The following is a 22,491-nucleotide window of genomic DNA, read 5'->3' as shown; positions in this document are numbered from 1 at the left end:
GTGCTGCACTTTAAGTTATCGCGTTTGCGCGAGGATATTCCCTCCCTATTAAAACTTGCTGGACCATTGTTGATTGGTCAGCTGGCAGTGATTACCTTTGGCGTTTTAGATACCGCCATGACAGCGCGCTACTCCGCCGATGACCTAGCTGCTCTTGCGATGGCGTCTGCCATCTTTATCAGCATCTATGTTGGTCTCACTGGTGTAATCTCCGCCCTCGCCCCAATCGCTGGACAACTCTTTGGTGCGAAACGTTTTGGTGAGATTGGCGAGGAAGTTCGTCAAGCAACTTGGCTAGCGGTGGGCCTCACCTTATTGGGTGGCGCCATTCTGCTCAACGCGGATCATCTGCTGCAAATCTCTCAAGTCACACCTGATATTGAAGGCAAGGCTAAGTTGTATCTCAATATCCTTGCCATTGGTTTACCGGCTAGCATGGCCATGCGTGTACTCATGGCTCTGCACAATGCTGTTTCACGGCCAGCAGTAATTACCGTAGTGCAGCTGATTGGTTTAGGTTTAAAGCTGCCATTGAATCTTCTGTTCATCTATGGCGGTCTTGGTATTGAAGGTATGGGTGGGCCAGGTTGCGCTGTGGCTACCGTCATCATCAATTGGTTCTGGCTCATCATCACGCTGGGCTTTGTACTCTTTGATGGCTTCTATAGGCCATTTAAGATCTTTGCGCGTTTTAGCTGGCCTGACTGGCATCGCATCTGGACTTTATTGAAATTAGGCGCACCCATCGGCTTTAGCTATTTGATTGAAGTGACATCATTTACTTTTATGTCGCTCTTCATTGCACGCCTTGGTACTACGGCTTTAGCCGGCCATCAAATTGTGGCCAATATGGGAACGGTGATTTATATGGTGCCCTTATCCCTATCCATTGCAACGATGACATTAGTCTCTCAATCGATTGGTGCCAACAAGCAGGAACGTGCCGAAGAGATTGGTTGGTCATCAGTTTTCTTCACAACCACTTTATGCATCACGATTGGTATTGCGGTATGGATCTTCCGGGTTCAACTCCTAGATCTCTACGATCCACCTGCAGAAGTGAAAGTGTTTTCGATTCCGCTATTTTTGTTTATCGCTTTTTATCAGGTGTTTGATGCCCTGCAAATTACTGCGGCATTTATTCTGCGCGCGTACCGCATCGCCTTCTGGCCAATGGTGATTTATGCCGGCTCACTTTGGGGTGTTGGCTTAGGCGGCGGCTACTTGATGGGATTCAACGTCTTTGGCAACACACCAGAGTTTTTACAAGGCGCTAATGGCTTTTGGGCAGGCAACAGTATGAGTCTGGGATTAGCTGCACTGCTTTTACTCTACCTCTTTAGAAAAACAGCGGCGCGTTTTGAGAAAACGCATCCGCCGGTTGAGGTTTAGTCGAGATTCAATTCCAGTAATACGATTTACTGAATGGGTCTAAATCCATTTGGAGGCATTGATGGCTTGCCTTGTGGAATGTTGTATCCATTGTTATTGCCGCCATTGCCACCAAAGTTTTGGGTTGGATAGCTAGGCACCTGATTACCTTTGGAGTACATACACTGCTGATAGGCGATGTTGTATTGAACCTGCGCCTGATTTTGCTTGCCAGAAGAGTTCATGGCACCCATAGCGGCGCCGCCAAGTAAACCAATGCCTGCGCCAGTACCAATGTTCTGACTACTTCCACCCTGAATGACTGCACCAGCTGCCGCTCCTAAAGCTGCACCAATGGCTGCACTAGTTGCACCCTCTTTGAGAGCTGCATTACTAGTGTCCTTAATCGCATTTGCAGCGAACTCACGACACTGCTGATCTTCTTGCTGAAAGACTTCAAACGGCTTACCTTCACGCGGCATGATTGCAACGGTTGGACCAGTTGGCGCAGAGACACAGGCAGCCAAAGAACTGATGAGCGCCAATGTCAGTACGGTACGTTTCATATTGATTCCTTAAATCGGATAACTATTTAATTGTGGTTGCGTTGGCGTGTCGATGCATTGCCGGATGGTGGCATTGCTGGCTGAGTCTGCCATCCAGATGCGCAACTTTGCACATATGGAAAATACTGCCCACTCGCTTCACAGTAATACCAAACTGGGGGCTGAGGCTGAGAAGCCAAAACCATTGGTTGCTGTGGTGCTGCATAAGTAACTACCGGTGGACTTGCGTAAACCACGGGTGGAGCATAGTAGCCGGCCCCATAGGGATAGCCATAGCCCGCGCCGTAATATCCACCACGCCAACCTGGACCCCAGCCACCGCCCCAACCAGGACCGTAAGCTGCTGGTCGCCAACCACCACCATAGCCACCGCCGTAGCCGCCCCCAACAGAGACAGCCCAACCCACATTACCCGCTTGAGCTGCTACCGGAGCAAGGGTTAATAGGCCTGCCGCCGCAAAGAGCGTCAGAACCGCTTTAGACACAACTGATTTGAATTGCTTTTGGCTTGTTTTCATAGTGGACCCCATTAATTGGTCGCCTCCTACTACCTTTAACGCTTCTCCCAAATCCAGGCTGACAGGAATTGGGCTTTTATTAGAATATTTATCACTTTAGCTTTTTGACTTACTGCTCTAATTTTGCGCCTGATTTGTAAATCACTCTACCCCATTTATTGGTCTCAGCCTGAATCAGCTTAGAAAGCTCTTGTGGGCTTCCTGGAGCGGGATCTAAACCGCTAGCCAGCAACTTGTTTCTGACATCGGGTTGATTGAGGGTTTGACGAGTCAAGGCATTTAAGCGCTTTTGAACACTTGGAGGAAGATTCGCTGGCGCCATGAGCGAGAACCACGATGTTGCCTCAAATCCAGGCAAGCCTTGCTCAGCCATCGTCGGAATCTCTGGAGCTGCTGGGGAGCGTTTTAAGGTGGTTACTGCCAAAGCCTGAACCTCTCCCGCCTTAATCAAAGGCAGCGATGAAGACAGATTATCAAAGAGCATGGAAATCCGGCCACTAATGAGATCTGGTAAAGATTGGGCTCTGCCTTTGTATGGAATATGCCGAATCTGTACACCAGTCATTTCTTTAAAAAGTTCGCCAGACATGTGCAAGGAAGTGCCGACGCCAGAAGAACCGAAAGTAAGTTCATTGGGTTTGGCTTTTGCCAACTCAATCAGTTCATGCAGATTAGTCACGCCCAGCTTCTTATTGACCACCAGTACATTAGGCGTGCTCGCTAAAAAACTAATGGGCGTGAAATCATTAATCGGATGAAAAGACATCTTGTCATACAGCGCGCCGTTAATAGCGTGGATACCCACTGTGCCAATGAGGAGTGTGTAGCCATCCGGCTCGCTCTTTGCAACAAGGTCAGCACCGATATTGCCACCATAGCCAGGACGGTATTCTACGAGAACAGGTACACCTAAACTTTGTTGCCAACTTTCAGCCAGTACGCGCGCCAACATATCAGGGGCTCCACCGGGAGTGAATGTCACCACAATCCGAACCGCTTGTTTAGGCCAAGCGGTATTGGGTTTGCTAGTTTGGGATTGAGCGGTGTTGGCGAGGCCTAAGCAAACCAGTAAAACTGCCAGACCCTTAAGCACCCTGCAGGTGATCAGCTTGAGATCACTCACGTGAACTTAAAAACCAAAACGCGTGCGCAACCAGATCCATCCGTCATATTTAACGGGATCATCTGCACAAGGGCCGATGCCGCATTCTAAAAGTGTGGAAGCGAGGTTAGCAAAGACCAGAACAATAAATAGAATGATTAATGCATTGGCAAACAGCGAGCGTGAACGCACATCACGGTTAGGTAGCATTAATAGAATCGCAAGGCCAGCCAACAAGCCAACGTAGCCTACGTAGGCCCAAGTATAAAAATGCAACTCGAGAAACGTTTTTCCGAATCCTTTATCACCCGGAAGAATATGCAAGAAAACTTGGCGCAAGGAAACCATCATCCCCGTTAAGCCGCCGATGATGCCCCAGCCGTAATGAGATGAATGCGCACCACAACGAATATTGAGTACTAGTGCAAAACCGATGATTACAAAACCCATGCGCTGCATGAGACACAGTGGGCAAGGTAACTCACCGAAATAGAGTTGATCCACAAAGGCATAAGACAGCATGCCAATGATCCCAGCCAAAGCAAGTTGATTGCCTAGGGCAGCTAATGAAGGAAAAGAATGTTTACTCACGTTCTTTACAAACTGATTTTGAGGTGATCTGTAGCATGAATGCGGAACCAAAACATGAGGATGCCAAGAGTAATAGCAAGTGCAACAAGAGCCGCAAGGCGCTTCTCAAACCAAACTAGGACAAGGCCGATAAAGGCTGTCAGGAAAGGTAGGAACATGTACATAAATGAATTCTATCGCAGGTCGTTCTAGAAGCTAAAAACAAGTGGTTTAAAGGGTCTTTTGTATAGAATGCAGTCATGAACTCCACCCCACCCTGCATCGACTTCCAGCTCGATGGGCCCATCGCCCGTATTACCTTCAATAATCCTGCGGCACGCAATGCCTTAACTTGGCCGATGTATGAGGAGCTAAAACGCATTTGCGATGAGCTAGCGAGTAAACCAGAAATCCGGGTAGCGATTTTTAGGGGCGCTGGTGATAAAGCCTTTGTCTCCGGTAGCGATATCCAGCAATTTCTAGACCTCCAAGAGAATGAAGCATACGAGGTTGCAGTAGATGCGATTTTTCACTCTTTGCAACACTTGCCTATTCCGACCATTGCGCTGATTGAAGGATTGGCTGTTGGCAGCGGTTTACTTATTGCTACCGCATGTGATTTCAGAATATCAACCGATGATGCGCGCTTTGGCATTCCAGTAGCAAAGACTTTGGGCAATTGTCTATCGCCAAGCAATCTGTCTTGGATTGCCAATCACCTAGGCGTGCCGATGGTGAAACGGATGTTGCTCACTGCAGAGCTGATTAAGGCACCTGAATTACTAAACTCAGGCTACCTATATCAAACCACTACTCCTAAAGCTATTTCGGATGCAGCGGAATCCTTGGCAGTCAAATTAGCATCACTTGCACCGATTACTCAGAAGGCAAGTAAAGTGACTTTAGCTCGCTTAATGGAAAGTAATTTACCGGATTGCACTGAACTCATGAGAGAGACTTACAACAGCGTCGACTTCAAAGAAGGGGTTAATGCCTTCCTTGAAGGACGCTCGCCAAAGTGGATTGGCAAGTAATTTTTTAAGAATGTTTGTGTGTATTAAACAATCTTAATTTTGAGTGGCGTAAGGCCTTCGACGCTTCCCTCAAGTACATCCCCTTTTTTCACAGGACCAACACCTGCAGGCGTGCCAGACATAATCAAATCACCTGGCTCGAGGGTGAACAAAGTGGATAAGTAAGCGATGGTGTCAGGAATATTCCAAATCAATTGGTTTAAGTTGCCCTCTTGACGCACTTCACCATTAACCAATAGCTTGACCACACCCTTATTAGGATGTCCGAACTGAGCAGCTGGAGTAATTGCCGCACAAGGAGCGGATTGATCAAAGGCTTTACCAGTATCCCAAGGGCGCCCCATTTTCTTGGCTTCACCCTGCAAGTCACGACGAGTCATGTCTAAACCAACACCGTAACCATAAACATGCTCTAGCGCTTTATCCGCTGGAATATTAACGCCACCTTTACCGATAGCAACTACCATCTCGATTTCGTGATGAACATCATTCGATAGGTTTGGATATTGCATATCTTTGCCATCAGCCACAATTGAATTAGCTGGCTTCATGAAAAAGAATGGCGGCTCACGATCAGGATCATGGCCCATCTCACGCGCATGATCAGCATAGTTGCGACCAACGCAATAAATACGGTTCACAGCAAAACGGCGGGTATCGCCCACTACAGGAAGTGACGGAACGATTGGTGGATCAATAACGTATGCAGTGCTCATAAATAGCCTTTCTGATGAATGTCTAATTTTTTATTAATTATTGTGTGAATTAATTATGACATTACTTGAGTCAATGTCATTTATGCCCACTACTTCGGAGTTTGAGCAGCAAAATGCTCAGAGCCAAAGCAAAGGTCAGGGCATTGGCCAAGATCAAGGGCCACTTTTCAATAATGAGGCCGTAGATAAGCCATAAGCCAACGCCTATAGTAAATAAGCTATACATGCCCAGCGAGATTCCGGAGAGATCTCGGGTACGCCAGGATTGGATGGCCTGAGGCAAAAAAGCAATCGTCGTCAAAAATGCAGCGCAGTAGCCAATGATCTCAATCTGATGTGGCTCTAAGGTCATGCAATTACGGCTTTTGATTTAAGCTGGCCTTACGGGATTCGATTTCTTTGTTGATCGCTACAAGGGTTTTTGCGTCAGGCGTCTTCCAATTACCACCTGCCTTGTTGGCCATGTAGGCTACGGCATCAGAAAAGGTTTCAATTGTCATATTCGGATTGCCACCTTTAGCAGGCATTCCTCTCACGCCAACATAAGCATGCGCTGTTAGGGTCACTTGACCCTCCGCAATCAAAGGGGTCCACTTGGTCTTGTCACCAAACTTAGGGGCATTGAGAACACCAGAAGCATGGCAAGCTGCGCATACTTGCTTGTAAGTGTTTTCACCCGGCTCAGCAAATGCTCCGAAACTCAGGGTTGATGCAGCGATAAAAATAAGGGAGCGAAAAGATAAGGTCATGGTGGCACCAATAAGGAGTTAATTGTTATTTATGACAATTTATCTCAATTTTGCATTGAGTGCCTAATTGGGCGCTAGGCTAAGCCGAAGTAGCTCGCAACCCTATAAGTGATAAAGGCCGCTAGATAGGCCAAGCCAAAAAGATAGCTCAGCATGATGACTGGGATCTTCCATCCGCCCGTCTCTCTTTTAACGGCAGCAATCGTTGAGAGGCATTGGGGAGCAAAGACAAACCAAGCCAAAAGCGATAAGGCCGTAGCAAGACTCCAGCCTGTAGAGATCAGGGGTACCAAAGCATCGGCAGCATCAACACCAGAGCTTGATAGCGCATATACGGTTGCCAAAGAGCTCACGACTACTTCTCGTGCCGCCATACCGGGCACCAAAGCAATACTGATTTGCCAGTTAAAGCCAATCGGCTCAAAGACTACTGCCAAAGCTTGACCCATCATTCCAGCAATACTGTATTGAATAGCTGAGCCAGTCGCATTTTCTGGAGGAAGTGGAAAACTCGAGAGCGCCCATAAACAGACCGTCATGATCAAAATAATTCCACCAACGCGACGCAAGAAAATTTCAGCACGTTGCCAAAGACCAATCGCCAAATTACCTAAGCGCGGCAAGTGATAGCTCGGCAACTCCATCATTAATGCATTGAGCTGAAACTTTTCACTAGTAAAGCGTTTGAGTATCCAAGCTACTGCCATAGCCCCAGCAATACCTGCAACATAGAGCAAGAAAAGAACTAAACCCTGCAAATCTAATCCAGCCCATAATTTTCGTTCAGGAATAAAAGCGGAAATCAATAAGGCATATACAGGTAGGCGTGCCGAGCAAGTCATCATCGGGGCAATCAAGATGGTCACTAACCGATCCCGCGCATTGGAGATGCTGCGCGTAGCCATAATTCCAGGGATGGCACAAGCAAAGCTAGATAAGAGAGGAATAAAGGATCTGCCTGATAGACCCACCCGCCCCATCAATCGATCCAGCAAATAAGCGGCTCGCGGAAGATAACCAGACTCTTCCAAAATGAGAATAAAGAAATACAGAATCAAAATCTGCGGCAAGAAAATCAATACTCCGCCAGCACCAGCCAGAATGCCATCTACCAATAAGCTACGTAGCCAGTTATTTGGAAGCGCTTGAGTTAATAAGGCACCCAACCACTCGACTCCAGTCTTAATAAGCTCCATAGGAAAGGTAGCCCAACTAAAGACAGCCTGGAAAATGAAGAAGAGCACTGTAGCTAGGATCAGTGGGCCAAAAACAGGATGTAGTAATACTGAATCCAGGCGATCACTCAAACGGTCGGGAATGATTTGATCTAAACCTAGATTTTGCAAGACCCGTTGGACCTGTAGGTTGTCAGACTCGGTATGAGCCGTGTGATCAATAGCAGTTTCAATACCCTCATCTATATTGCTTGTACTTAAAGCGGATAAGTTTTTCCAATCGAGCTCACTCAAAAAGTGTTTGAGTTCATCAGCACCATTGGCATGAATGCCTACCGTTGCAATAACAGGTAGACCCAACTCTTGAGATAAGGCTGCTGCATCGACATTCAAACCTTGGCGCTGAGCAACATCCACCATATTGAGTACAACAACACAGGGCAAGCCTAAGCGCTTTGCAGATAAGACTAAGCGTAAATTACGTCTGAGGTTCATAGCATTGAGAACACAGAGCACGAGGTCCGGACGCTTTTCGCCTTGGGCCTTGCCATGAAGCACGTTACAAGTGACTCGCTCATCTAAAGAGCGTGGGTACAAACCATAGGCACCTGGAAGATCCAGAATGCGAATGACTTTTTCAGATTCAAGGGTTAAGCGCCCCTCTTTTCTCTCAACAGTCACACCAGAATAATTGGCGACCTTTTGACGGCTACCAGTCAGCAAATTAAAGAGTGCTGTTTTACCGCAATTGGGATTACCCAGCAATGCGACTAGGGGTTCACTTGGAAAGAAATGGATCTGCGCTTCGGACATGCTTAAAGAATTTCTACCTCAACCAATCGTGCTTCAGATTCTCTTAAGGCAAATGTCGATGATCCAACTCGAATCAATATAGGACCATTGCCTAACAATCCCTTGCGCAAGACCTCTACCTGCTCGCCAGGAAGAAAGCCAATATCCTCCAATTGACCACGAATATCCTCACGTTGATCACCTGAAGTGGCGATCTTGCTGACACGGGCTCTGACGCCCGGGAGGATTTCTTCAAGATTCATGTCTAGATTGATGGAATGGGTGTATTAATTATATCCCCACATGAGAATGAATATCATTCTCTAGAGTGGTTCATGGGCTTAATCATCGCCCAATAACTAGACCACCATATTGATTTAAAACAAAAAGAATCGAGTTAGTCTCGTCAGGGAACGGAATATCCGTGATTACGCAGGATCTGCTTAGCAACGGATCCTTGCAGGTAGTCATACAGCGCGATAGCAATGGGCGCTGGATCTCGCTTTAAAACCATGCGCTGTTTAATCGGAGCATACAAATTATCTGGCAAAGCAATATATTGAATTTGCTGAGATAGCTCCGAAGACTTTGCTAGAGATAAAGCGGTAATACCAACCTTGGCAGCTCCGGTACTCACGTAGACAGCGGCAATGGAAATGTTTTCTGCAAATATCACCCTACTCTGCAGCTCATCCCATAAACCGATTGCCTGAAGATATTGAACAGAAGCTCTGCCATAGGGAGCCAAATCTGGATTGGCGATCGCAATCTTCTTAGCGCCTCTCAGTAAAGACTGAATGCTATCTGGATCTGAACTTAAACGAAGACCAGCTGCTGCATTTGTTATCAAGGCCAAATGTCCTGATGCATACACCACGCCACGATCTCGAGTTAATCCCGCTTCAACCAATTTCAATGGATAAGCCTCATCCGCAGAAATGAATAACTCATATGGGGCTCCATGCTTCATCTGACTTGAAAGATTGCCCGACGATCCATAAACTACGCGAATATGTTTACTTTGAGGGTTGCTCTGACTAAAGCCCTTAAAGATCTCTTCAAAAGCAGGCTTAAGATTGCTTGCCACTGCGACTGTGACTGATTGCGCATAGGCAATAGAGCCTAGAAAACTCCAAGCCAGGAAACCCAATACGCAAATGCTTTTGATCATGGGGCTAGTTTATAACCAACCGGCAATCTGCTTATTAAGGCCGATCGATTTATAGCCCGGGGTTTCACCAGAGAGTGCGCGAATCTTTCGAATGAGCTTAGCAAGCTCTCTATTGGTGCTGAGCTCTTCGCCCATAGCCAAGAAAAAGATTTCGTCTTTTAACTGAATAAAGTCGAGGCCGTTCTCAATTGCCACACTCTTGACGCCCATACCCGCATCTACTTTCTTAGCCAAGATTGCCATCGCAATTGCAGAGTGCGTGAACTCCTCATTCTCATAACCTTTAATACGATGAGGATCAATACCTTCTTTAGTTAGGATGGTATCGAGCAGGAGGCGCGTACCGGAACCCTTTTGACGATTAATAAAGCGAATCTTGGGACGCAATAGGTCCTTAGGTCCATTAATATTTTGGGGATTACCTTTAGCGACCATCAAGCCTTGAACGCGCTTCATCACCGGAAATATTTGCATCCCCTCTTTTTTCAGGCGCTTTGCAATAATTTGTGAGCTTTGCTGGTCAGATACATGGAAGCCCGCAATATCCACCTCATAGTTGAATAGTCGCTCAAGCGCCTCACCAGATCCTGCCGTAATTAATTCAAAACCGCCGATATCCAATACCGATTTTTGAATAATGGGATCGCTACTACTAGCAAGTCGCCACTGTTTTTTTGCCTTGACCCTAAACTGAGCAAAGCCCTCTTCTAAATGAGACAGGCTGGTTTGACCCAGGCGCATTGTTTTTTGATCAAAATCATCGGTAAATTGAATTAGGTACCTGGCATATTCAGAAAGCTGGGATCCATGCCCTCTAACCCGATCCATCAATTTAAAGCCTAAGGCCTCCTCAACATCGTTGAGCTTTTGCCAAACGTTTCTATAGGAGAGGCCCATCTTCTTACAAGCGGACATCAAGGTTTTGCCGTGCTCGATGTCTTTTAAGAGGCTAGTTAGCCAGACCAAGTCCACAACAGCCGGATCTTTGGCGTTCTTGTTACCAAAAATAAGGGTGGGTCGGATCTGAATTCTCATATGTAATTTTTTGCATATTGATGTTTTGTAATATGACAGATCTTAACCGAACACCCCTAAGGAAGCGAACTCAGATGAAATTCTCATTTACCCGAATACTGGCATCTGCCATTACTGCCCTAGCACTTTTAAGCAACTCTGCTTATGCGCAAGAGAAAAGCATTGTTGTGTCATCCACAACTTCTACTGAGCAATCTGGTCTCTTTGGATTTATCTTGCCAATCTTCAAAATGAAAACCGGCATCGATGTCAAAGTGGTTGCCGTTGGAACTGGCCAAGCCTTGGATATTGGCCGTCGTGGCGACGCTGATGTGGTGTTTGTTCATGACAAACCTGCTGAAGAAAAGTTTGTAGCTGAGGGCTTCTCCACAAAACGCTACGAAGTGATGTACAACGACTTCGTATTAATTGGGCCTAAAGCAGATCCAGCAAAAATTGGTGGCGGCAAAGATATCAAAGTTGCGTTTCAGAAAATTGCAGCTGCTCAAGCACCATTTGTATCACGTGGTGATAAGAGCGGTACGCATGCTGCCGAATTACGTTACTGGAAAGATGCAGCCATTACAGTGGCACCTAGCGCCTGGTACAAAGAAACCGGCTCTGGCATGGGCCCAGCTCTCAATACCGCATCTGCAATGAATGGTTATATCTTGGCTGATCGCGCTACTTGGCTTTCCTTTAAGAACCGTGGTGATTTGGTCATCTTGGTTCAAGGCGATCCAAAGCTATTTAATCAATACGGCGTCATGCTAGTGAACCCAGCTAAATTCCCGCATGTGAAAAAAGCTGAAGGGCAAGAGTTTATTGATTGGCTGATTTCTAAAAATGGTCAAGACGTTATTGCAAGCTACAAAATTGGTGGCGAGCAACTCTTCTTCCCTAACGCTAGCAAATAATTAGCATGAGAAATTCACACCAGTTATTTAGCGCACTTCTCTCCACTTTATTAATAGGGCTTGGAATGCAAACATCATTAGCGCAATCCAACCCTCCAAAAGTGGAAGCTACTTGTGGTCAAGGCGCCAAGAGCTTTAAATTGGCAACCGGCAGCCCTGGAGAGTTAGGCCTACTGCAACAACTGGGTGAGGCTTTCGACAAAAAGGAAGGCGCACGTTTGGTCTGGATTAAGGCTGGAAGTGGCGCCTCCCTTAATCTGCTGAAAACACAGCAGGTAGACATGATCATGGTTCACGCACCTGAGGGCGTTAATAAAGCAATTGCTGAAGGATGGGCAACTGGCAAAACGTTAATTGGCTCTAACGAGTTTTATATCGTTGGACCAAAAGCAGATAGCGCCAAAATCAAATCTGCTAGCAGTGGCGCTGATGCTTATGCAAAGATCGCCAAGGCACAGTCCAACTTCATCTCTCGCGGCGATAAATCAGGCACACACCAGAAAGAAATGGATATCTGGAAGAAGGCTGGGATTACACCTGAAGGAAATTGGTACATTGTGACCAATGACTTCATGACAGCCTCGCTTAAACGGGCAAATACTGACAAAGCGTATTTCATGACAGATAGTAGTACTTGGGTGGCGGAGAAAAATGTTGCGCCTGATCTACAGATTCTGTATCGCGGCGACCCCTACCTAGTTAATACCTATGATGCTTTAGTAGCCCCTATCGGCGCCACTGAGAACCGCGATATTGCTGCTAAGTTCATTCAATTTGTGGCCTCTGATGAAGGTCAGGCCATTATTCGCAACTACGGTAAGGCGCAGTACAAGGAAGCCCTTTACAATGATGCTGTCTACGCCAAACAATACGTTCACTAGGAGAAATCATGGAACTTAAAGTCAAACTCAGCGCACGCAATACTCTCAGCGGTAAAGTTGTTGAACTCAAAATGGGTCAAACCACTTCTCACGTGAAGTTAGATATTGGTGCTGGCCACATCGTTACCGCCTCTATTACTAATGAGGCTGTTGATGAACTCAAGCTCAAAGTTGGCGATCAGGCTTGGGCAGTAATCAAAGCCTCTGATGTGATGATTGCTAAAGACGCTTAATCTTTAGCTGATAAGCAAAAGGCCCGCAATGCGGGCCTTTTTTCTTTACTGCTCCAGCATGATTAATGCTGAATTAGTTTTTAATGCTTACTTCTTTGGTGTTACGAAACCAATTGCTGTGTCGTCAACGAACTCAACCATTACGTCGTCACCAGCCTTGAATTTCTCAAGACCTAAAACGCTTTGGTCTACTTTAACTTTTTGCTTCTCGCCTGATGGCAATGTAAATGTCACAACACGAGTTTTTGCATCGATTGTGCTGATCTTCACTGTTGCATAAACAGTATCAGTAGTTTCTTCAAATGGCTTAGCAGAACCTTTGCCAGCGATCACTACTGAACGAACACCTGAAGCACCTGGTTTTGCGCCCTTAGGAGCAGCAACTAAACCAACTGCAATCGCTTGAGCATGCTCAACAACAAACACATCGCCCTTTTTCACTTTATCCAAATCATTTACTTGCTTGGATACGTTCATTTGAGCCAAGTTACCGTTAGCATCCTTAAGAACAACGATACGATTCTTTACGTCCACTGAATCAACAGTAGCAGTCAATACAATTGCTTCAGCTGCCAAAGGCAACATTTTTGCTGGAGCTTGAGCGAATACTGAGCCTGCAACAACTAAACCGAGTGAGGCAACTAATGTAGCCAATAAAGATTTCTTCAAGATAACTCCTAGATAAAGGTTTGTGAGGGGTGCCAATCCTCTGGCACCTCCCATTCATTTTAACCATGAAGTGGTTTACTTATAAGCCTTAGAGCTAATATTTGAAGCCAAAATATGTCCAATTTGCTACATTTAAGGCTGAATGGCTAATTTGCCCCCAAATATAGATAGCAGAGAGATAAACGCGTGATCTTGATTAAATCCTGGGTAGATGCTGAGCAAGAGGCCTACTCTATTCGAAAACGCGTATTTATCGAAGAGCAAGGCGTTCCAGAAGATATGGAGCTCGACGAATACGACCCACTCGCACAGCACGCTCTAGCCTATGTCAACTCAGAATGCATTGGGACAGCTCGCCTGGTTACCTTACCTGGGAGCGTTGGCAGAATTGGACGCATGGCGGTATTACCTATGCATCGAAGACGGGGAATTGGAGGTGATTTACTTCGTGCCTTACTAGAGCTCAGCAAATCCCAGGGCATTACTCAACTGGAGTTACATGCGCAGCTATCCGCCATACCGTTTTACGAGCAGCTTGGGTTTATTGCACAAGGTGATATCTACGATGAAGCTGGCATTGCGCATCGCGATATGATTCTATATATCTAATGGCAACTTATCTCTATGACCCAATCCACTAATCCCCCCTTCCTCTTTCGTGTTTGTTACTCGGATACCGATGCAGCAGGATTTGTGTATCACGCTCGTTATTTAGAGATCTTTGAAAGAAGTCGCTCTGAGTGGTTACAGCAAAGAGGCTTAAGCCCAACAAAGTTGGTCAATGAATTTGGGATCGTTCTTCCCGTCCGAGAAATCACGATGAACTTTCATAGACCGGGGCGCTTAGATGATCTCTTAAGCATTGATCAAATCATTGAGCACCGTGGTCGCACCCAAATTGCGGTGAAGCAAACTGCGAAACGCATTGTTGAAGGAATGGAGCCAGAGCTTCTTGCTACCGCATTGCTGCACATTGTCTGTGTTGACACTACCACCCTAAAACCAAAGGGTCTGCCTGACTGGCTCTTTGCAGCAGATCAATAACATCACTACTGAAGAGACTTCAATGCAAGAAGGCAAGCTACTGACTTTTGTTAAAGAACTCGCAACACTTATAGAGAGCAAACCGAGCGAGGAAATTGTTTTCTCAAAAGGCAAAAAGCTCTTAGAGAGCTTAATTCAGGTTGACGACTGGTTGCCAGAAGAATTTTGCAAACCACATCCTCAGTACTACCAGCAATACTTACTATATGCAGATCCACTCGATCGCTTTTCAGTTGTCAGCTTTGTTTGGGGTCCCGGACAAAAGACACCATTACATAACCATACTGTCTGGGGCATGATTGGCCAGTTGCGAGGGCAAGAACGCAGCGCCGACTATTACCAACAAGCTGATGGCAGTTATAAAGCTGATGAGTCATTCCTTTGCCACCCAGGTCAAGTTGCTACCGTATCCCCCAAAACACATGACATCCATGTGGTCGAGAATGCTTTGAGTGACCAAACATCTATCAGCATTCATGTTTATGGTGGAAACATTGGCCGCATCCAGCGCGCTGTGTTTGACCCCATTACAGGCGCAGAAAAATTATTTGTCTCGGGATATGCCAATTCAGTGACGCCAAATCTTTGGAATGCAGCCTGATAGCTTAAAATAGCGACTCTTTCTGCAAACACTCCAAGTGTGGCAGCTCACCCCATTGGCCGGGATAGTCGTTTAATTGAATACGGGCCAATATTTATTTGGTCCCTATGTTATTTACAGATCTTGGTTTATCAGAACCCATTCTTCGCGCTATTAATGAAGAGGGTTACACCAGCCCTACCCCCATTCAAGAAAAGTCCATCCCTGCCGTATTAAAAGGTGGAGATTTACTTGCTGCCGCTCAAACAGGCACCGGTAAAACCGCTGGCTTTACCCTACCGATTCTTCAGCGCTTAAGCAGCACAGCTAAAGCTGGTGGCAAACGTCAGTTACGCGTACTGATTTTGACCCCTACCCGCGAGTTAGCCGCCCAAGTTCAAGAGTCTGTTGTGACTTACGGCAAATACACCGGCCTTAAATCCACCGTGATCTTTGGTGGCGTTGGCGCGAATCCACAAATAAAAGCAATCGCTGCAGGTCTAGATATTTTGGTGGCAACACCAGGTCGCCTACTCGACTTAATGTCACAGAATTGTGTCTCACTTGCCAATATTGAAATCCTCGTCTTGGACGAAGCAGATCGCATGTTGGATATGGGATTCCTGCGTGATATCAAAAAGATTTTGGCTGCATTGCCAAAGCAACGTCAGAACTTACTATTTTCCGCAACCTTCTCGACCGAGATTAAAGCATTGGCTGATGGTTTACTGAATTCACCAGCATTGATTGAAGTGGCACGTAGTAACAGTACAAATGAAGCGATTGCTCAACTCATTCACCCAGTAGACAGAACCCAAAAGCATCCTTTGTTGGCGCATCTGATCAAAACTAATCAGTGGCAACAGGTTCTCGTATTTACTCGCACCAAGCATGGTGCCAATAAATTAGTGACCCAGTTAGAAAAAGATGGCATTACTGCAATGGCGATTCATGGCAATAAAAGTCAGAGCGCGCGCACCAAGGCTTTGGCAGAATTTAAAGATGGGAAGATCACCGTACTAGTTGCTACCGATATTGCAGCACGTGGCATCGACATCGATCAACTCCCCCATGTTGTGAACTATGACCTACCAAACGTATCTGAAGATTATGTGCACCGTATCGGTAGAACCGGTAGAGCCGGCTCAAATGGTGTTGCAGTGTCTTTAGTCTGCGTTGATGAACATCAAATGCTCCGAGATATTGAAAAGCTCATCAAGCAAAAGCTGCCACAAGAAGTGATTGCTGGATTTGAGCCAGATCCAAATGCGGTAGCCCAACCAATTCAATTGCGCAGCCAGCAACACCAACAATCTCGCAAGCCTAGGCCTGGTAATGCTGCCGGCGGTAATGGTGGAGGTAAACCGGCTGCCAAGCGTGGTAGTCCGCCAAAGCGCAGTTTTAATCGCTAAATCTCCGCTAATATTGAATCCATTCCATTTGATGCATTGAGTTTATTAATATGAATACTCCATCTACCCAAGAGCCTCGCTTAACCTCGCTATCTCATGGCGGCGGTTGTGGTTGCAAGATTGCTCCTGGCGTTCTCTCAGAAATCCTGAAAAGCGTTCCGCAGTTACCTTTTCCAAAAGAGCTCTTGATTGGAATTGAAACTTCGGATGATGCTGCTGTATATCAAATTAACGAGTCTCAGGCGATTGTTGCAACAACCGATTTCTTCATGCCTATCGTTGATGATCCATTTGACTTTGGCAAGATTGCCGCCACCAATGCCATCAGCGATATTTATGCGATGGGCGGCACTCCGCTATTTGCCTTAGCCCTTGTCGGCATGCCGATTAAGGTGCTCTCGAATGCCACGATTGCACGCATTCTTGAAGGCGGTGCTGAAGCCTGTAGATCAGCAGGTATTCCGATTGCAGGTGGTCATACGATTGATTCCGTTGAGCCTATCTATGGTTTAGTTGCCATTGGTATCGTTGATCCTAAGCGCGTTAAGAGCAATGCTGCAGCTAAGGCTGGAGATGTCTTAATTCTAGGCAAACCACTGGGCGTCGGTATCTTATCCGCAGCCCTTAAAAAAGATCTCTTAGGTGACGCTGGTTATCAAGAGATGATTGCCAACACGACCAAGTTAAATTCTGCAGGTCCTGATCTTGCAAAACTACCTGGCGTACATGCACTAACTGACGTTACTGGTTTTGGTCTTGCCGGTCATACCTTGGAATTAGCTCGAGGCTCAAACCTCACAGCTCAAATTCAATGGAATCAGGTTCCCCTGCTTTCCAATGTTCAGAGCCTAGCTGATCAAGGCGTCATTACCGGCGCATCAGATCGTAACTGGCAAAGCTATGGAGCGGAGGTTCTTTTGCCAGAGCAATTTAGCCCTGCACAGCAGGCGCTTCTAACGGATCCTCAAACTAGTGGCGGCTTACTAGTCTCTTGTAGCGCAGATGCCGTAAATACTGTTTTAGAAATCTTTAAACAGCATCACTTCGCTAGCGCCTGCGTCATTGGACAAATGACGAACAAAGAAAATCAGCATCTAGAGGTATTGCTTTAATCCGCCTTTAGATTAAAGACGCTCGAAAAATCCAGCTGACCATTTCCTGCTTTGCTGTGCGCTTCGTACAGCTTGCGGGATAACTCCCCCAATGGAACGCTAGCCTCTAGATCGCCAGCATTCTCAGTGGCTAAGCCCAAGTCTTTCAACATGAGATCTACACCAAAGCCTCCTGCATATCCTTTTGAGGATGGCACGTTCTCCATCACTCCAGGGCACGGGTTATAGAGCTCTAAGGCCCAATTGCGACCAGAGCTCTTTGACATGATGTCGGAGAGTACTTTAGGATCCATGCCGTTGGCGATTCCTAAGCGCAATGCCTCACTTGTTCCCAGCATCTGAATACCAAGTAACATGTTGTTACAGACCTTAACAGTTTGCCCACTGCCACTTGCGCCCGCATGAAAAATATTCTTACCCATCTTTTCTAATAAAGGTCGAGCGCACTCAAGTGCTGAAGCATCGCCACCCACCATAAAGGTTAAGGTCCCTGCCTGAGCCCCTGCAGTTCCACCAGATACTGGAGCATCGATCATGGCAAAACCTTTGGCTTTTGCGGCAGCGGCTACAGCCTGCGATACCTTTGGTGAAATCGTAGAACAGTCAATGAGTAAGGCTTTAGGATTGGCCGTGGCAAGCAAGCCAGCATCACCCAAATACAAAGCCTCGACATGGCGTGAGGCCGGGAGCATGCTAATAATGACGTCCGCATCCTTTGCGGCTTCTGTTGCACTCTGCACAGGAATACCGCCTCCAGCCTTGAAGGCGTCAAGCTGGGACTGGACCAAATCAAAGCCATGGACTTGATGCCCTGCTTTGATTAAATTGAGGGCCATTGGCAGGCCCATATTACCCAAACCCAAAAATGCGACATTCATATACGCCTCGTATGAGATAGTGAAGTTCTAAGATCTCACTATAGCTTGCTTATAAACTTGCTGGATAAATTACCGGGAGCTGGAATGACTACTAAAGTGATTGGCCTGATTCAGTTAAATGATCCAGAGGCATTTGAGGAATACCGGTCTCAGGTAGGAAATACGGTAGCCCTCTATCAAGGGAAAATCACCTCTCGAGGATCATTCAATGCGTTCTTCTGGAATGAATTGCATTGCGATTCCTTTAGTGCATTTGTTGAGCTGGAGTTTCCGGATTTGGAGCGCTCTCAGTCTTGGGCTAATAGCCCTGAGTATCAAAGCTTGCTAGCCATTCGTAGCAAAGCCATGAAGCTCACTCTATTTTCGGTAAGCGTATAAAAAATAAAGCCCGGCTCCTTTTGGGGGCCAGGCTGAATTCAATTCAGGGTAAGAAGAATTACTTCTTAGCTTCCATCGCTTCTTTAGCGGCTGTAATTTCTTTACGACGCTCTTTACATGCGCCAGCAATTTCTTGCAAAGCTTTGCGAGCACGCGCAGCAGATGCCTTAACGCCTTTTTCAATAAACTTTTCGTTTTCCGCTTTGTAAGTTTCGAAAGCAGCCAACAATGTATCGTGTTGTGACATCTTGTCTCCTATATGTCTGATCAAAGTGTGAGTATTGAGCTCGGAATCAGTATATCCCTAGAAAAACCAGAGGAATTCAGGGTTGCTATCAGGGATAACTCTTATATCCAGTAAATCCTCTAAATTAGGGAAAACTACTAAAAACTAACGGAGACAAACGTGAAAATCAGAAATATCCTTGTTTTATTGGCTGGCGCACTACTTAGCCTGCAATCCTTTGCCCAGGCTAGCAATTGGCCAATCCCCAATAAGCCTATTACCTTTATTAACCCATTCCCCCCTGGTGGTGCTGTGGATGCTTTTGGGCGCCCCCTCGCAAAGCAGTTATCTACGCAAATGGGCACATCAATCATTGTTGATAACAAAGGTGGCGCTGGTGGCACTGTTGGTGCTGCAGCGGCTGCAAAAATGGCTCCAGATGGCTATACCTGGCTTCTTGGCGCAGTGCATCATTCGATTGCTCCAAGCATGTACACCAACCTGTCTTATGACATCACCAAAGATTTTGAGCCGGTTGCCATCATTGGTAGCGTGCCTCATGTCATCGTAGTGAACCCAACCAAGTTTCCGAAGAATGATCTGAAATCGATCATTGAAGAAATTCGTAAGAATCCAGGAAAGTACAACTACGCATCAACTGGTAACGGTACATCCCAGCATTTGACCGGTGAATTATTTAAGATGCAAAACAAGCTGTTCATTACCCACATTCCTTATCGCGGTACTGGCCCAGCTCTACAGGATTTGGTGGCAGGTCAAGTGGACATGATGTTTGACACCCTCGCTGGTGCGGCGCCTTTTATCAAAAACGGTCAATTGATTGCTGTTGCAGTGGCAACACAAAAACGTGTGGATGCTTTCCCTAACGTACCAACCGCACAAGAGCTTGGCATCAAAGACTTTGTGGTTTACAGCTGGTATGCGATGTGGGCTATCAAAGGAACGCCTAAAGATATCGTCGACAAGATGAGCGCCGAAGTACAGACTGCCCTCGCCTCGCCTGATATCAAAGAACGTTGGGCAGCTATGGGTGCTACGGCTCCGAAAATGAGCCGCCCTGAATTAGCTAACTACATCAACCAAGAGATTGTTCGCTGGGCTGAAGTGGTAAAAAAATCCAACGCTAAATTAGATTAATACATAGATCAATAAAAACAGAAATAAAGAAGAGAATTTATGTCGATCAAAAAACAAGATTACGCATTCGTTAGAAACAAGCTGCTAAAAAAAGAAGAGGTTGCCTTGTTGGATGTGCGTGAGGAGGATCCACACGCACAGGAACATCCTTTATTTGCAGCCAATTTTCCACTCTCTCGCGTTGAGGTCGATGCACTGAGCAAACTTCCTAGAAAAGATGTGCCGATTGTCACCTTAGATGATGGTCAAGGTGATGCGCAGCTCGCGGCAGAAAGACTTTCTGCGCTGGGCTATATTGACGTTGCTGTATTTGAGGGCGGTGTTAAAGCCTGGATAGCTGCTGGTGGTGAAGTATTTAAAGATGTGAACGTGCCAAGCAAATCTTTTGGTGAGTTTGTGGAATCCAAAAGACATACACCTTCTTTGTCCGCACAAGAAGTAAAGAAGTTAATTGATGACAAGGAAGATGTAGTGGTAGTGGATGTTCGTCGCTTTGATGAATATCAAACAATGAGCATTCCTACTGGTATCAGCGTCCCCGGTGCTGAGTTGGTCTTGCGCGTTCCTGAGTTGGCACCAAACCCAAAGACCAAAATCATTGTGAACTGCGCAGGCAGAACTCGAAGCATCATCGGCACCCAATCCTTGATTAATGCAGGCATTCCAAATGAAGTAAATGCCTTGCGCAATGGCACGATTGGCTGGACCCTAGCTGGGCAAGAGCTCGATAAGGGGCAAAGTCGCAAATTCAAAGAAGTTAGTGAAGGTACTGCCATGGTTGCAGCTGACCGTGCGCGGGGCGTTGCCGATCAAGCCGGAGTTAAACGAGTAAAGCTTGCCGATATCGAGAAATGGGAATCTCAAGCTGAGCGAACAACGTATTTCTTTGACACCAGAACACCTGAAGAATACGAAGCTGGACACCTTCCTGGATTTCGTTCAACTCCTGGCGGGCAGCTAGTACAAGAAACAGAAATGGTCGCCCCTGTTCGTGGTGCCCGTATTGTTTTGTCAGACCCTAGTGGAGTGAGAGCCAATATGCCTGCATCATGGCTTGCTCAGATGGCTTGGGATGTATACGTTATCGATGACATCAAAGCTTCAGATCTCACCGAAAAAGGTGCTTGGATTGCCCCACTTCCAGCAGCACCTCTGATTCAAACGGTTGATGCCAAGACAGCAGCGGGATGGTTACAGAGTGACAAAGACACTGTCTGTGTAGACCTCAGCACGCATGCCAATTATGTAAAGGGTCATATTCCTGGTAGTTGGTTTGCACTTCGCTCGCAATTTTCTAAGGCCTTAGAACAATTACCAAAAGCCAATCGTTATGTACTCACTAGCACTACTGGTGAGCTTGCTATATTTGCCGCACCTGAAATACAAGCACTAACAACATCAGAAGTATTGGTATTGTCCGGCGGCAATAAAGCTTGGATTGATGCTGGCCTTGATATTGAAAAAGGCCCTACTCATTTAGCGTCTCCGCCATTAGATCGTTACAAGCGACCTTATGAAGGAACTAGCGTTGATCCAGCAGCAATGCAGGCCTATCTAGATTGGGAGTATGGCTTGGTAGAGCAACTGGGCAAAGATGGTACCCATCACTTCTGGGTGCTTTAATCCATATTGGTGGCGCTGCATTAGTGCCACCAACTTAGAATATTTATGTATAAAACAATTACCCTTGTAATTCTGTCTATAGGGCTTATAGCTTGCGAAAGAGAAACCTACACGACCTGGTCATGCGTGGATGGCTCTGGATCAAAATCCGCCATGGTTCTCAAAAAAGCCAAGATGCAGTTTCAGGATCGGCAATACGACTACTGTGGAAGTCTAGGCCCCGTGAGTTACTTTGATTTAAAGTGCCCTGCCCAGACCAAGGACTCGATCTACAGCTTTACCCCTGACTCGGGAAAACTCATCAGCAGCGCAAATGAATTTCAGTGCAATGCCCTCTAAAGAACAAAACCCTCTCAACCCAAAGAAGCTACTGCTCACCAAATGGACGGCAGTCAAACCCATTCAGAAGCGAAAGCATTATCTAGTGAGCAAGGTCATTCTTCCAGAGATTCCTGAGAGTGCAATTGAATTTGTTGAGATCGAAGCAGTATTTGATAAGAAGACAGAGCTTATTCCCTGGCGCCAGCTGAAAGATACCGATGTCTGGCTTCAGGGCTGGGTATAAAAAAGCCACCCTTCTGGGGTGGCTTTTTGCTAGCTTG

At 46.4% G+C, this 22,491-nt stretch carries 30 protein-coding genes; 15 read left to right on the top strand and 15 right to left on the bottom strand.

Going from position 1 to position 22,491, the window contains the following annotated elements; translation table 11 throughout:
- A complete protein-coding gene (locus tag ICN25_RS07560) occupies nucleotides 1-1,392 on the top strand; it encodes an MATE family efflux transporter (protein WP_216180905.1) in 1,392 nt (463 codons plus the stop codon).
- A 26-nt stretch (nucleotides 1,393-1,418) separates the two neighbouring features.
- On the opposite strand, the gene ICN25_RS07555 is transcribed toward ICN25_RS07560, so the two are convergent.
- The 5 genes from ICN25_RS07555 to ICN25_RS07535 form a co-directional block, all read right to left on the bottom strand.
- A complete protein-coding gene (locus tag ICN25_RS07555; RefSeq protein ID WP_216180901.1) occupies nucleotides 1,419-1,937 on the bottom strand; it encodes a hypothetical protein in 519 nt (172 codons plus the stop codon).
- A gap of 26 nt (nucleotides 1,938-1,963) precedes the next feature.
- Nucleotides 1,964-2,455, bottom strand: coding sequence for a hypothetical protein (locus ICN25_RS07550; RefSeq protein WP_216180897.1), 492 nt, complete (start codon nucleotides 2,453-2,455; stop codon nucleotides 1,964-1,966).
- 109 nt (nucleotides 2,456-2,564) lie between these two features.
- Nucleotides 2,565-3,578: a Bug family tripartite tricarboxylate transporter substrate binding protein gene (locus ICN25_RS07545; protein ID WP_370624712.1), complete on the bottom strand. Its 1,014-nt coding sequence runs from the start codon at nucleotides 3,576-3,578 to the stop codon at nucleotides 2,565-2,567.
- Between the two features lie 6 nt (nucleotides 3,579-3,584).
- Complete coding sequence (locus ICN25_RS07540; RefSeq protein WP_216180893.1) at nucleotides 3,585-4,148, bottom strand: disulfide bond formation protein B; 564 nt, start codon at nucleotides 4,146-4,148, stop codon at nucleotides 3,585-3,587.
- 5 nt (nucleotides 4,149-4,153) lie between these two features.
- Entirely contained in the window at nucleotides 4,154-4,312 is a 159-nt protein-coding gene (locus tag ICN25_RS07535; RefSeq protein WP_216180889.1) for a DUF5993 family protein, read from the bottom strand.
- A 75-nt stretch (nucleotides 4,313-4,387) separates the two neighbouring features.
- On the opposite strand from ICN25_RS07535, the gene ICN25_RS07530 reads away from it, so the two are divergent.
- On the top strand, nucleotides 4,388-5,161 hold the full coding sequence (locus tag ICN25_RS07530; protein ID WP_216180886.1) for an enoyl-CoA hydratase/isomerase family protein: 774 nt from the start codon (nucleotides 4,388-4,390) through the stop codon (nucleotides 5,159-5,161).
- Nucleotides 5,162-5,184: 23 nt separating this feature from the next.
- Here ICN25_RS07530 and ICN25_RS07525 read toward each other — a convergent pair whose 3' ends face one another.
- The 7 genes from ICN25_RS07525 to ICN25_RS07495 form a co-directional block, all read right to left on the bottom strand.
- A complete protein-coding gene (locus ICN25_RS07525) occupies nucleotides 5,185-5,877 on the bottom strand; it encodes a fumarylacetoacetate hydrolase family protein (RefSeq protein WP_216180882.1) in 693 nt (230 codons plus the stop codon).
- Nucleotides 5,878-5,953: 76 nt separating this feature from the next.
- Nucleotides 5,954-6,229, bottom strand: coding sequence for a SemiSWEET transporter (locus ICN25_RS07520; RefSeq protein WP_216180881.1), 276 nt, complete (start codon nucleotides 6,227-6,229; stop codon nucleotides 5,954-5,956).
- A gap of 4 nt (nucleotides 6,230-6,233) precedes the next feature.
- Nucleotides 6,234-6,626 carry a cytochrome c5 family protein gene (locus ICN25_RS07515; RefSeq protein WP_216180878.1) on the bottom strand — a complete coding sequence of 131 codons (393 nt, stop codon included), beginning with the start codon at nucleotides 6,624-6,626 and terminating at the stop codon, nucleotides 6,234-6,236.
- 74 nt (nucleotides 6,627-6,700) lie between these two features.
- Nucleotides 6,701-8,614: a ferrous iron transporter B gene (locus ICN25_RS07510; RefSeq protein ID WP_216180875.1), complete on the bottom strand. Its 1,914-nt coding sequence runs from the start codon at nucleotides 8,612-8,614 to the stop codon at nucleotides 6,701-6,703.
- 2 nt (nucleotides 8,615-8,616) lie between these two features.
- Nucleotides 8,617-8,856 carry a FeoA family protein gene (locus ICN25_RS07505; protein ID WP_216180872.1) on the bottom strand — a complete coding sequence of 80 codons (240 nt, stop codon included), beginning with the start codon at nucleotides 8,854-8,856 and terminating at the stop codon, nucleotides 8,617-8,619.
- 143 nt (nucleotides 8,857-8,999) lie between these two features.
- Entirely contained in the window at nucleotides 9,000-9,764 is a 765-nt protein-coding gene (gene modA, locus ICN25_RS07500; RefSeq protein WP_216862890.1) for a molybdate ABC transporter substrate-binding protein, read from the bottom strand.
- 9 nt (nucleotides 9,765-9,773) lie between these two features.
- A complete protein-coding gene (locus ICN25_RS07495) occupies nucleotides 9,774-10,799 on the bottom strand; it encodes a substrate-binding domain-containing protein (protein WP_216180869.1) in 1,026 nt (341 codons plus the stop codon).
- Nucleotides 10,800-10,873: 74 nt separating this feature from the next.
- Between ICN25_RS07495 and ICN25_RS07490 the strand changes: the two genes are divergently transcribed.
- The 3 genes from ICN25_RS07490 (at nucleotide 10,874) to ICN25_RS07480 (ending at nucleotide 12,809) form a co-directional block, all read left to right on the top strand.
- Nucleotides 10,874-11,695 carry a substrate-binding domain-containing protein gene (locus tag ICN25_RS07490; RefSeq protein ID WP_216180867.1) on the top strand — a complete coding sequence of 274 codons (822 nt, stop codon included), beginning with the start codon at nucleotides 10,874-10,876 and terminating at the stop codon, nucleotides 11,693-11,695.
- A 65-nt stretch (nucleotides 11,696-11,760) separates the two neighbouring features.
- Nucleotides 11,761-12,576 carry a substrate-binding domain-containing protein gene (locus ICN25_RS07485; RefSeq protein ID WP_216180864.1) on the top strand — a complete coding sequence of 272 codons (816 nt, stop codon included), beginning with the start codon at nucleotides 11,761-11,763 and terminating at the stop codon, nucleotides 12,574-12,576.
- A gap of 8 nt (nucleotides 12,577-12,584) precedes the next feature.
- Nucleotides 12,585-12,809: a molybdopterin-binding protein gene (locus tag ICN25_RS07480; protein ID WP_216133578.1), complete on the top strand. Its 225-nt coding sequence runs from the start codon at nucleotides 12,585-12,587 to the stop codon at nucleotides 12,807-12,809.
- Nucleotides 12,810-12,896: 87 nt separating this feature from the next.
- Here the strand turns inward: ICN25_RS07480 and ICN25_RS07475 are convergent, their stop codons facing one another.
- Nucleotides 12,897-13,478, bottom strand: a complete 582-nt coding sequence (locus ICN25_RS07475; RefSeq protein ID WP_255536722.1) for a hypothetical protein — start codon at nucleotides 13,476-13,478, stop codon at nucleotides 12,897-12,899.
- A gap of 186 nt (nucleotides 13,479-13,664) precedes the next feature.
- On the opposite strand from ICN25_RS07475, the gene ICN25_RS07470 reads away from it, so the two are divergent.
- From ICN25_RS07470 to selD, 5 genes are all read left to right on the top strand, one after another.
- Nucleotides 13,665-14,087: a GNAT family N-acetyltransferase gene (locus ICN25_RS07470; protein WP_216180862.1), complete on the top strand. Its 423-nt coding sequence runs from the start codon at nucleotides 13,665-13,667 to the stop codon at nucleotides 14,085-14,087.
- Between the two features lie 15 nt (nucleotides 14,088-14,102).
- On the top strand, nucleotides 14,103-14,522 hold the full coding sequence (locus ICN25_RS07465) for a YbgC/FadM family acyl-CoA thioesterase (protein WP_216180860.1): 420 nt from the start codon (nucleotides 14,103-14,105) through the stop codon (nucleotides 14,520-14,522).
- 22 nt (nucleotides 14,523-14,544) lie between these two features.
- A complete protein-coding gene (locus ICN25_RS07460; RefSeq protein ID WP_216182189.1) occupies nucleotides 14,545-15,123 on the top strand; it encodes a hypothetical protein in 579 nt (192 codons plus the stop codon).
- A gap of 107 nt (nucleotides 15,124-15,230) precedes the next feature.
- Entirely contained in the window at nucleotides 15,231-16,514 is a 1,284-nt protein-coding gene (locus ICN25_RS07455) for a DEAD/DEAH box helicase (RefSeq protein ID WP_216180857.1), read from the top strand.
- Nucleotides 16,515-16,564: 50 nt separating this feature from the next.
- A complete protein-coding gene (selD, locus tag ICN25_RS07450; RefSeq protein WP_216180855.1) occupies nucleotides 16,565-17,626 on the top strand; it encodes a selenide, water dikinase SelD in 1,062 nt (353 codons plus the stop codon).
- Here selD and mmsB read toward each other — a convergent pair.
- Nucleotides 17,623-18,504: a 3-hydroxyisobutyrate dehydrogenase gene (mmsB, locus tag ICN25_RS07445; protein ID WP_216180853.1), complete on the bottom strand. Its 882-nt coding sequence runs from the start codon at nucleotides 18,502-18,504 to the stop codon at nucleotides 17,623-17,625. The genes selD and mmsB overlap by 4 nt on opposite strands.
- Before the next feature lie 84 nt (nucleotides 18,505-18,588).
- On the opposite strand from mmsB, the gene ICN25_RS07440 reads away from it, so the two are divergent.
- On the top strand, nucleotides 18,589-18,882 hold the full coding sequence (locus ICN25_RS07440) for a DUF1330 domain-containing protein (protein WP_216180839.1): 294 nt from the start codon (nucleotides 18,589-18,591) through the stop codon (nucleotides 18,880-18,882).
- Nucleotides 18,883-18,940: 58 nt separating this feature from the next.
- Here the strand turns inward: ICN25_RS07440 and ICN25_RS07435 are convergent, their stop codons facing one another.
- Entirely contained in the window at nucleotides 18,941-19,129 is a 189-nt protein-coding gene (locus tag ICN25_RS07435) for a hypothetical protein (protein ID WP_173942993.1), read from the bottom strand.
- A gap of 159 nt (nucleotides 19,130-19,288) precedes the next feature.
- On the opposite strand from ICN25_RS07435, the gene ICN25_RS07430 reads away from it, so the two are divergent.
- The 4 genes from ICN25_RS07430 to ICN25_RS07415 are packed head-to-tail and all read left to right on the top strand — an operon-like array spanning nucleotide 19,289 to nucleotide 22,454.
- Nucleotides 19,289-20,266 (top strand): tripartite tricarboxylate transporter substrate-binding protein, encoded by a 978-nt coding sequence (locus tag ICN25_RS07430; protein WP_216180836.1) that lies wholly within the window; start codon nucleotides 19,289-19,291, stop codon nucleotides 20,264-20,266.
- Nucleotides 20,267-20,305: 39 nt separating this feature from the next.
- Complete coding sequence (locus ICN25_RS07425; RefSeq protein WP_216180833.1) at nucleotides 20,306-21,889, top strand: rhodanese homology domain-containing protein; 1,584 nt, start codon at nucleotides 20,306-20,308, stop codon at nucleotides 21,887-21,889.
- Nucleotides 21,890-21,934: 45 nt separating this feature from the next.
- A complete protein-coding gene (locus ICN25_RS07420; RefSeq protein WP_216180830.1) occupies nucleotides 21,935-22,228 on the top strand; it encodes a hypothetical protein in 294 nt (97 codons plus the stop codon).
- A complete protein-coding gene (locus tag ICN25_RS07415) occupies nucleotides 22,218-22,454 on the top strand; it encodes a TIGR02450 family Trp-rich protein (protein WP_216180827.1) in 237 nt (78 codons plus the stop codon). The genes ICN25_RS07420 and ICN25_RS07415 overlap by 11 nt, the downstream gene beginning before the upstream one ends.
- Nucleotides 22,455-22,491 lie beyond the last annotated feature (37 nt).

Source organism: Polynucleobacter sp. 80A-SIGWE, from assembly GCF_018882295.1.
Classification (GTDB): domain Bacteria; phylum Pseudomonadota; class Gammaproteobacteria; order Burkholderiales; family Burkholderiaceae; genus Polynucleobacter.
This window is presented reverse-complemented; position numbering and strand designations above follow the sequence as displayed.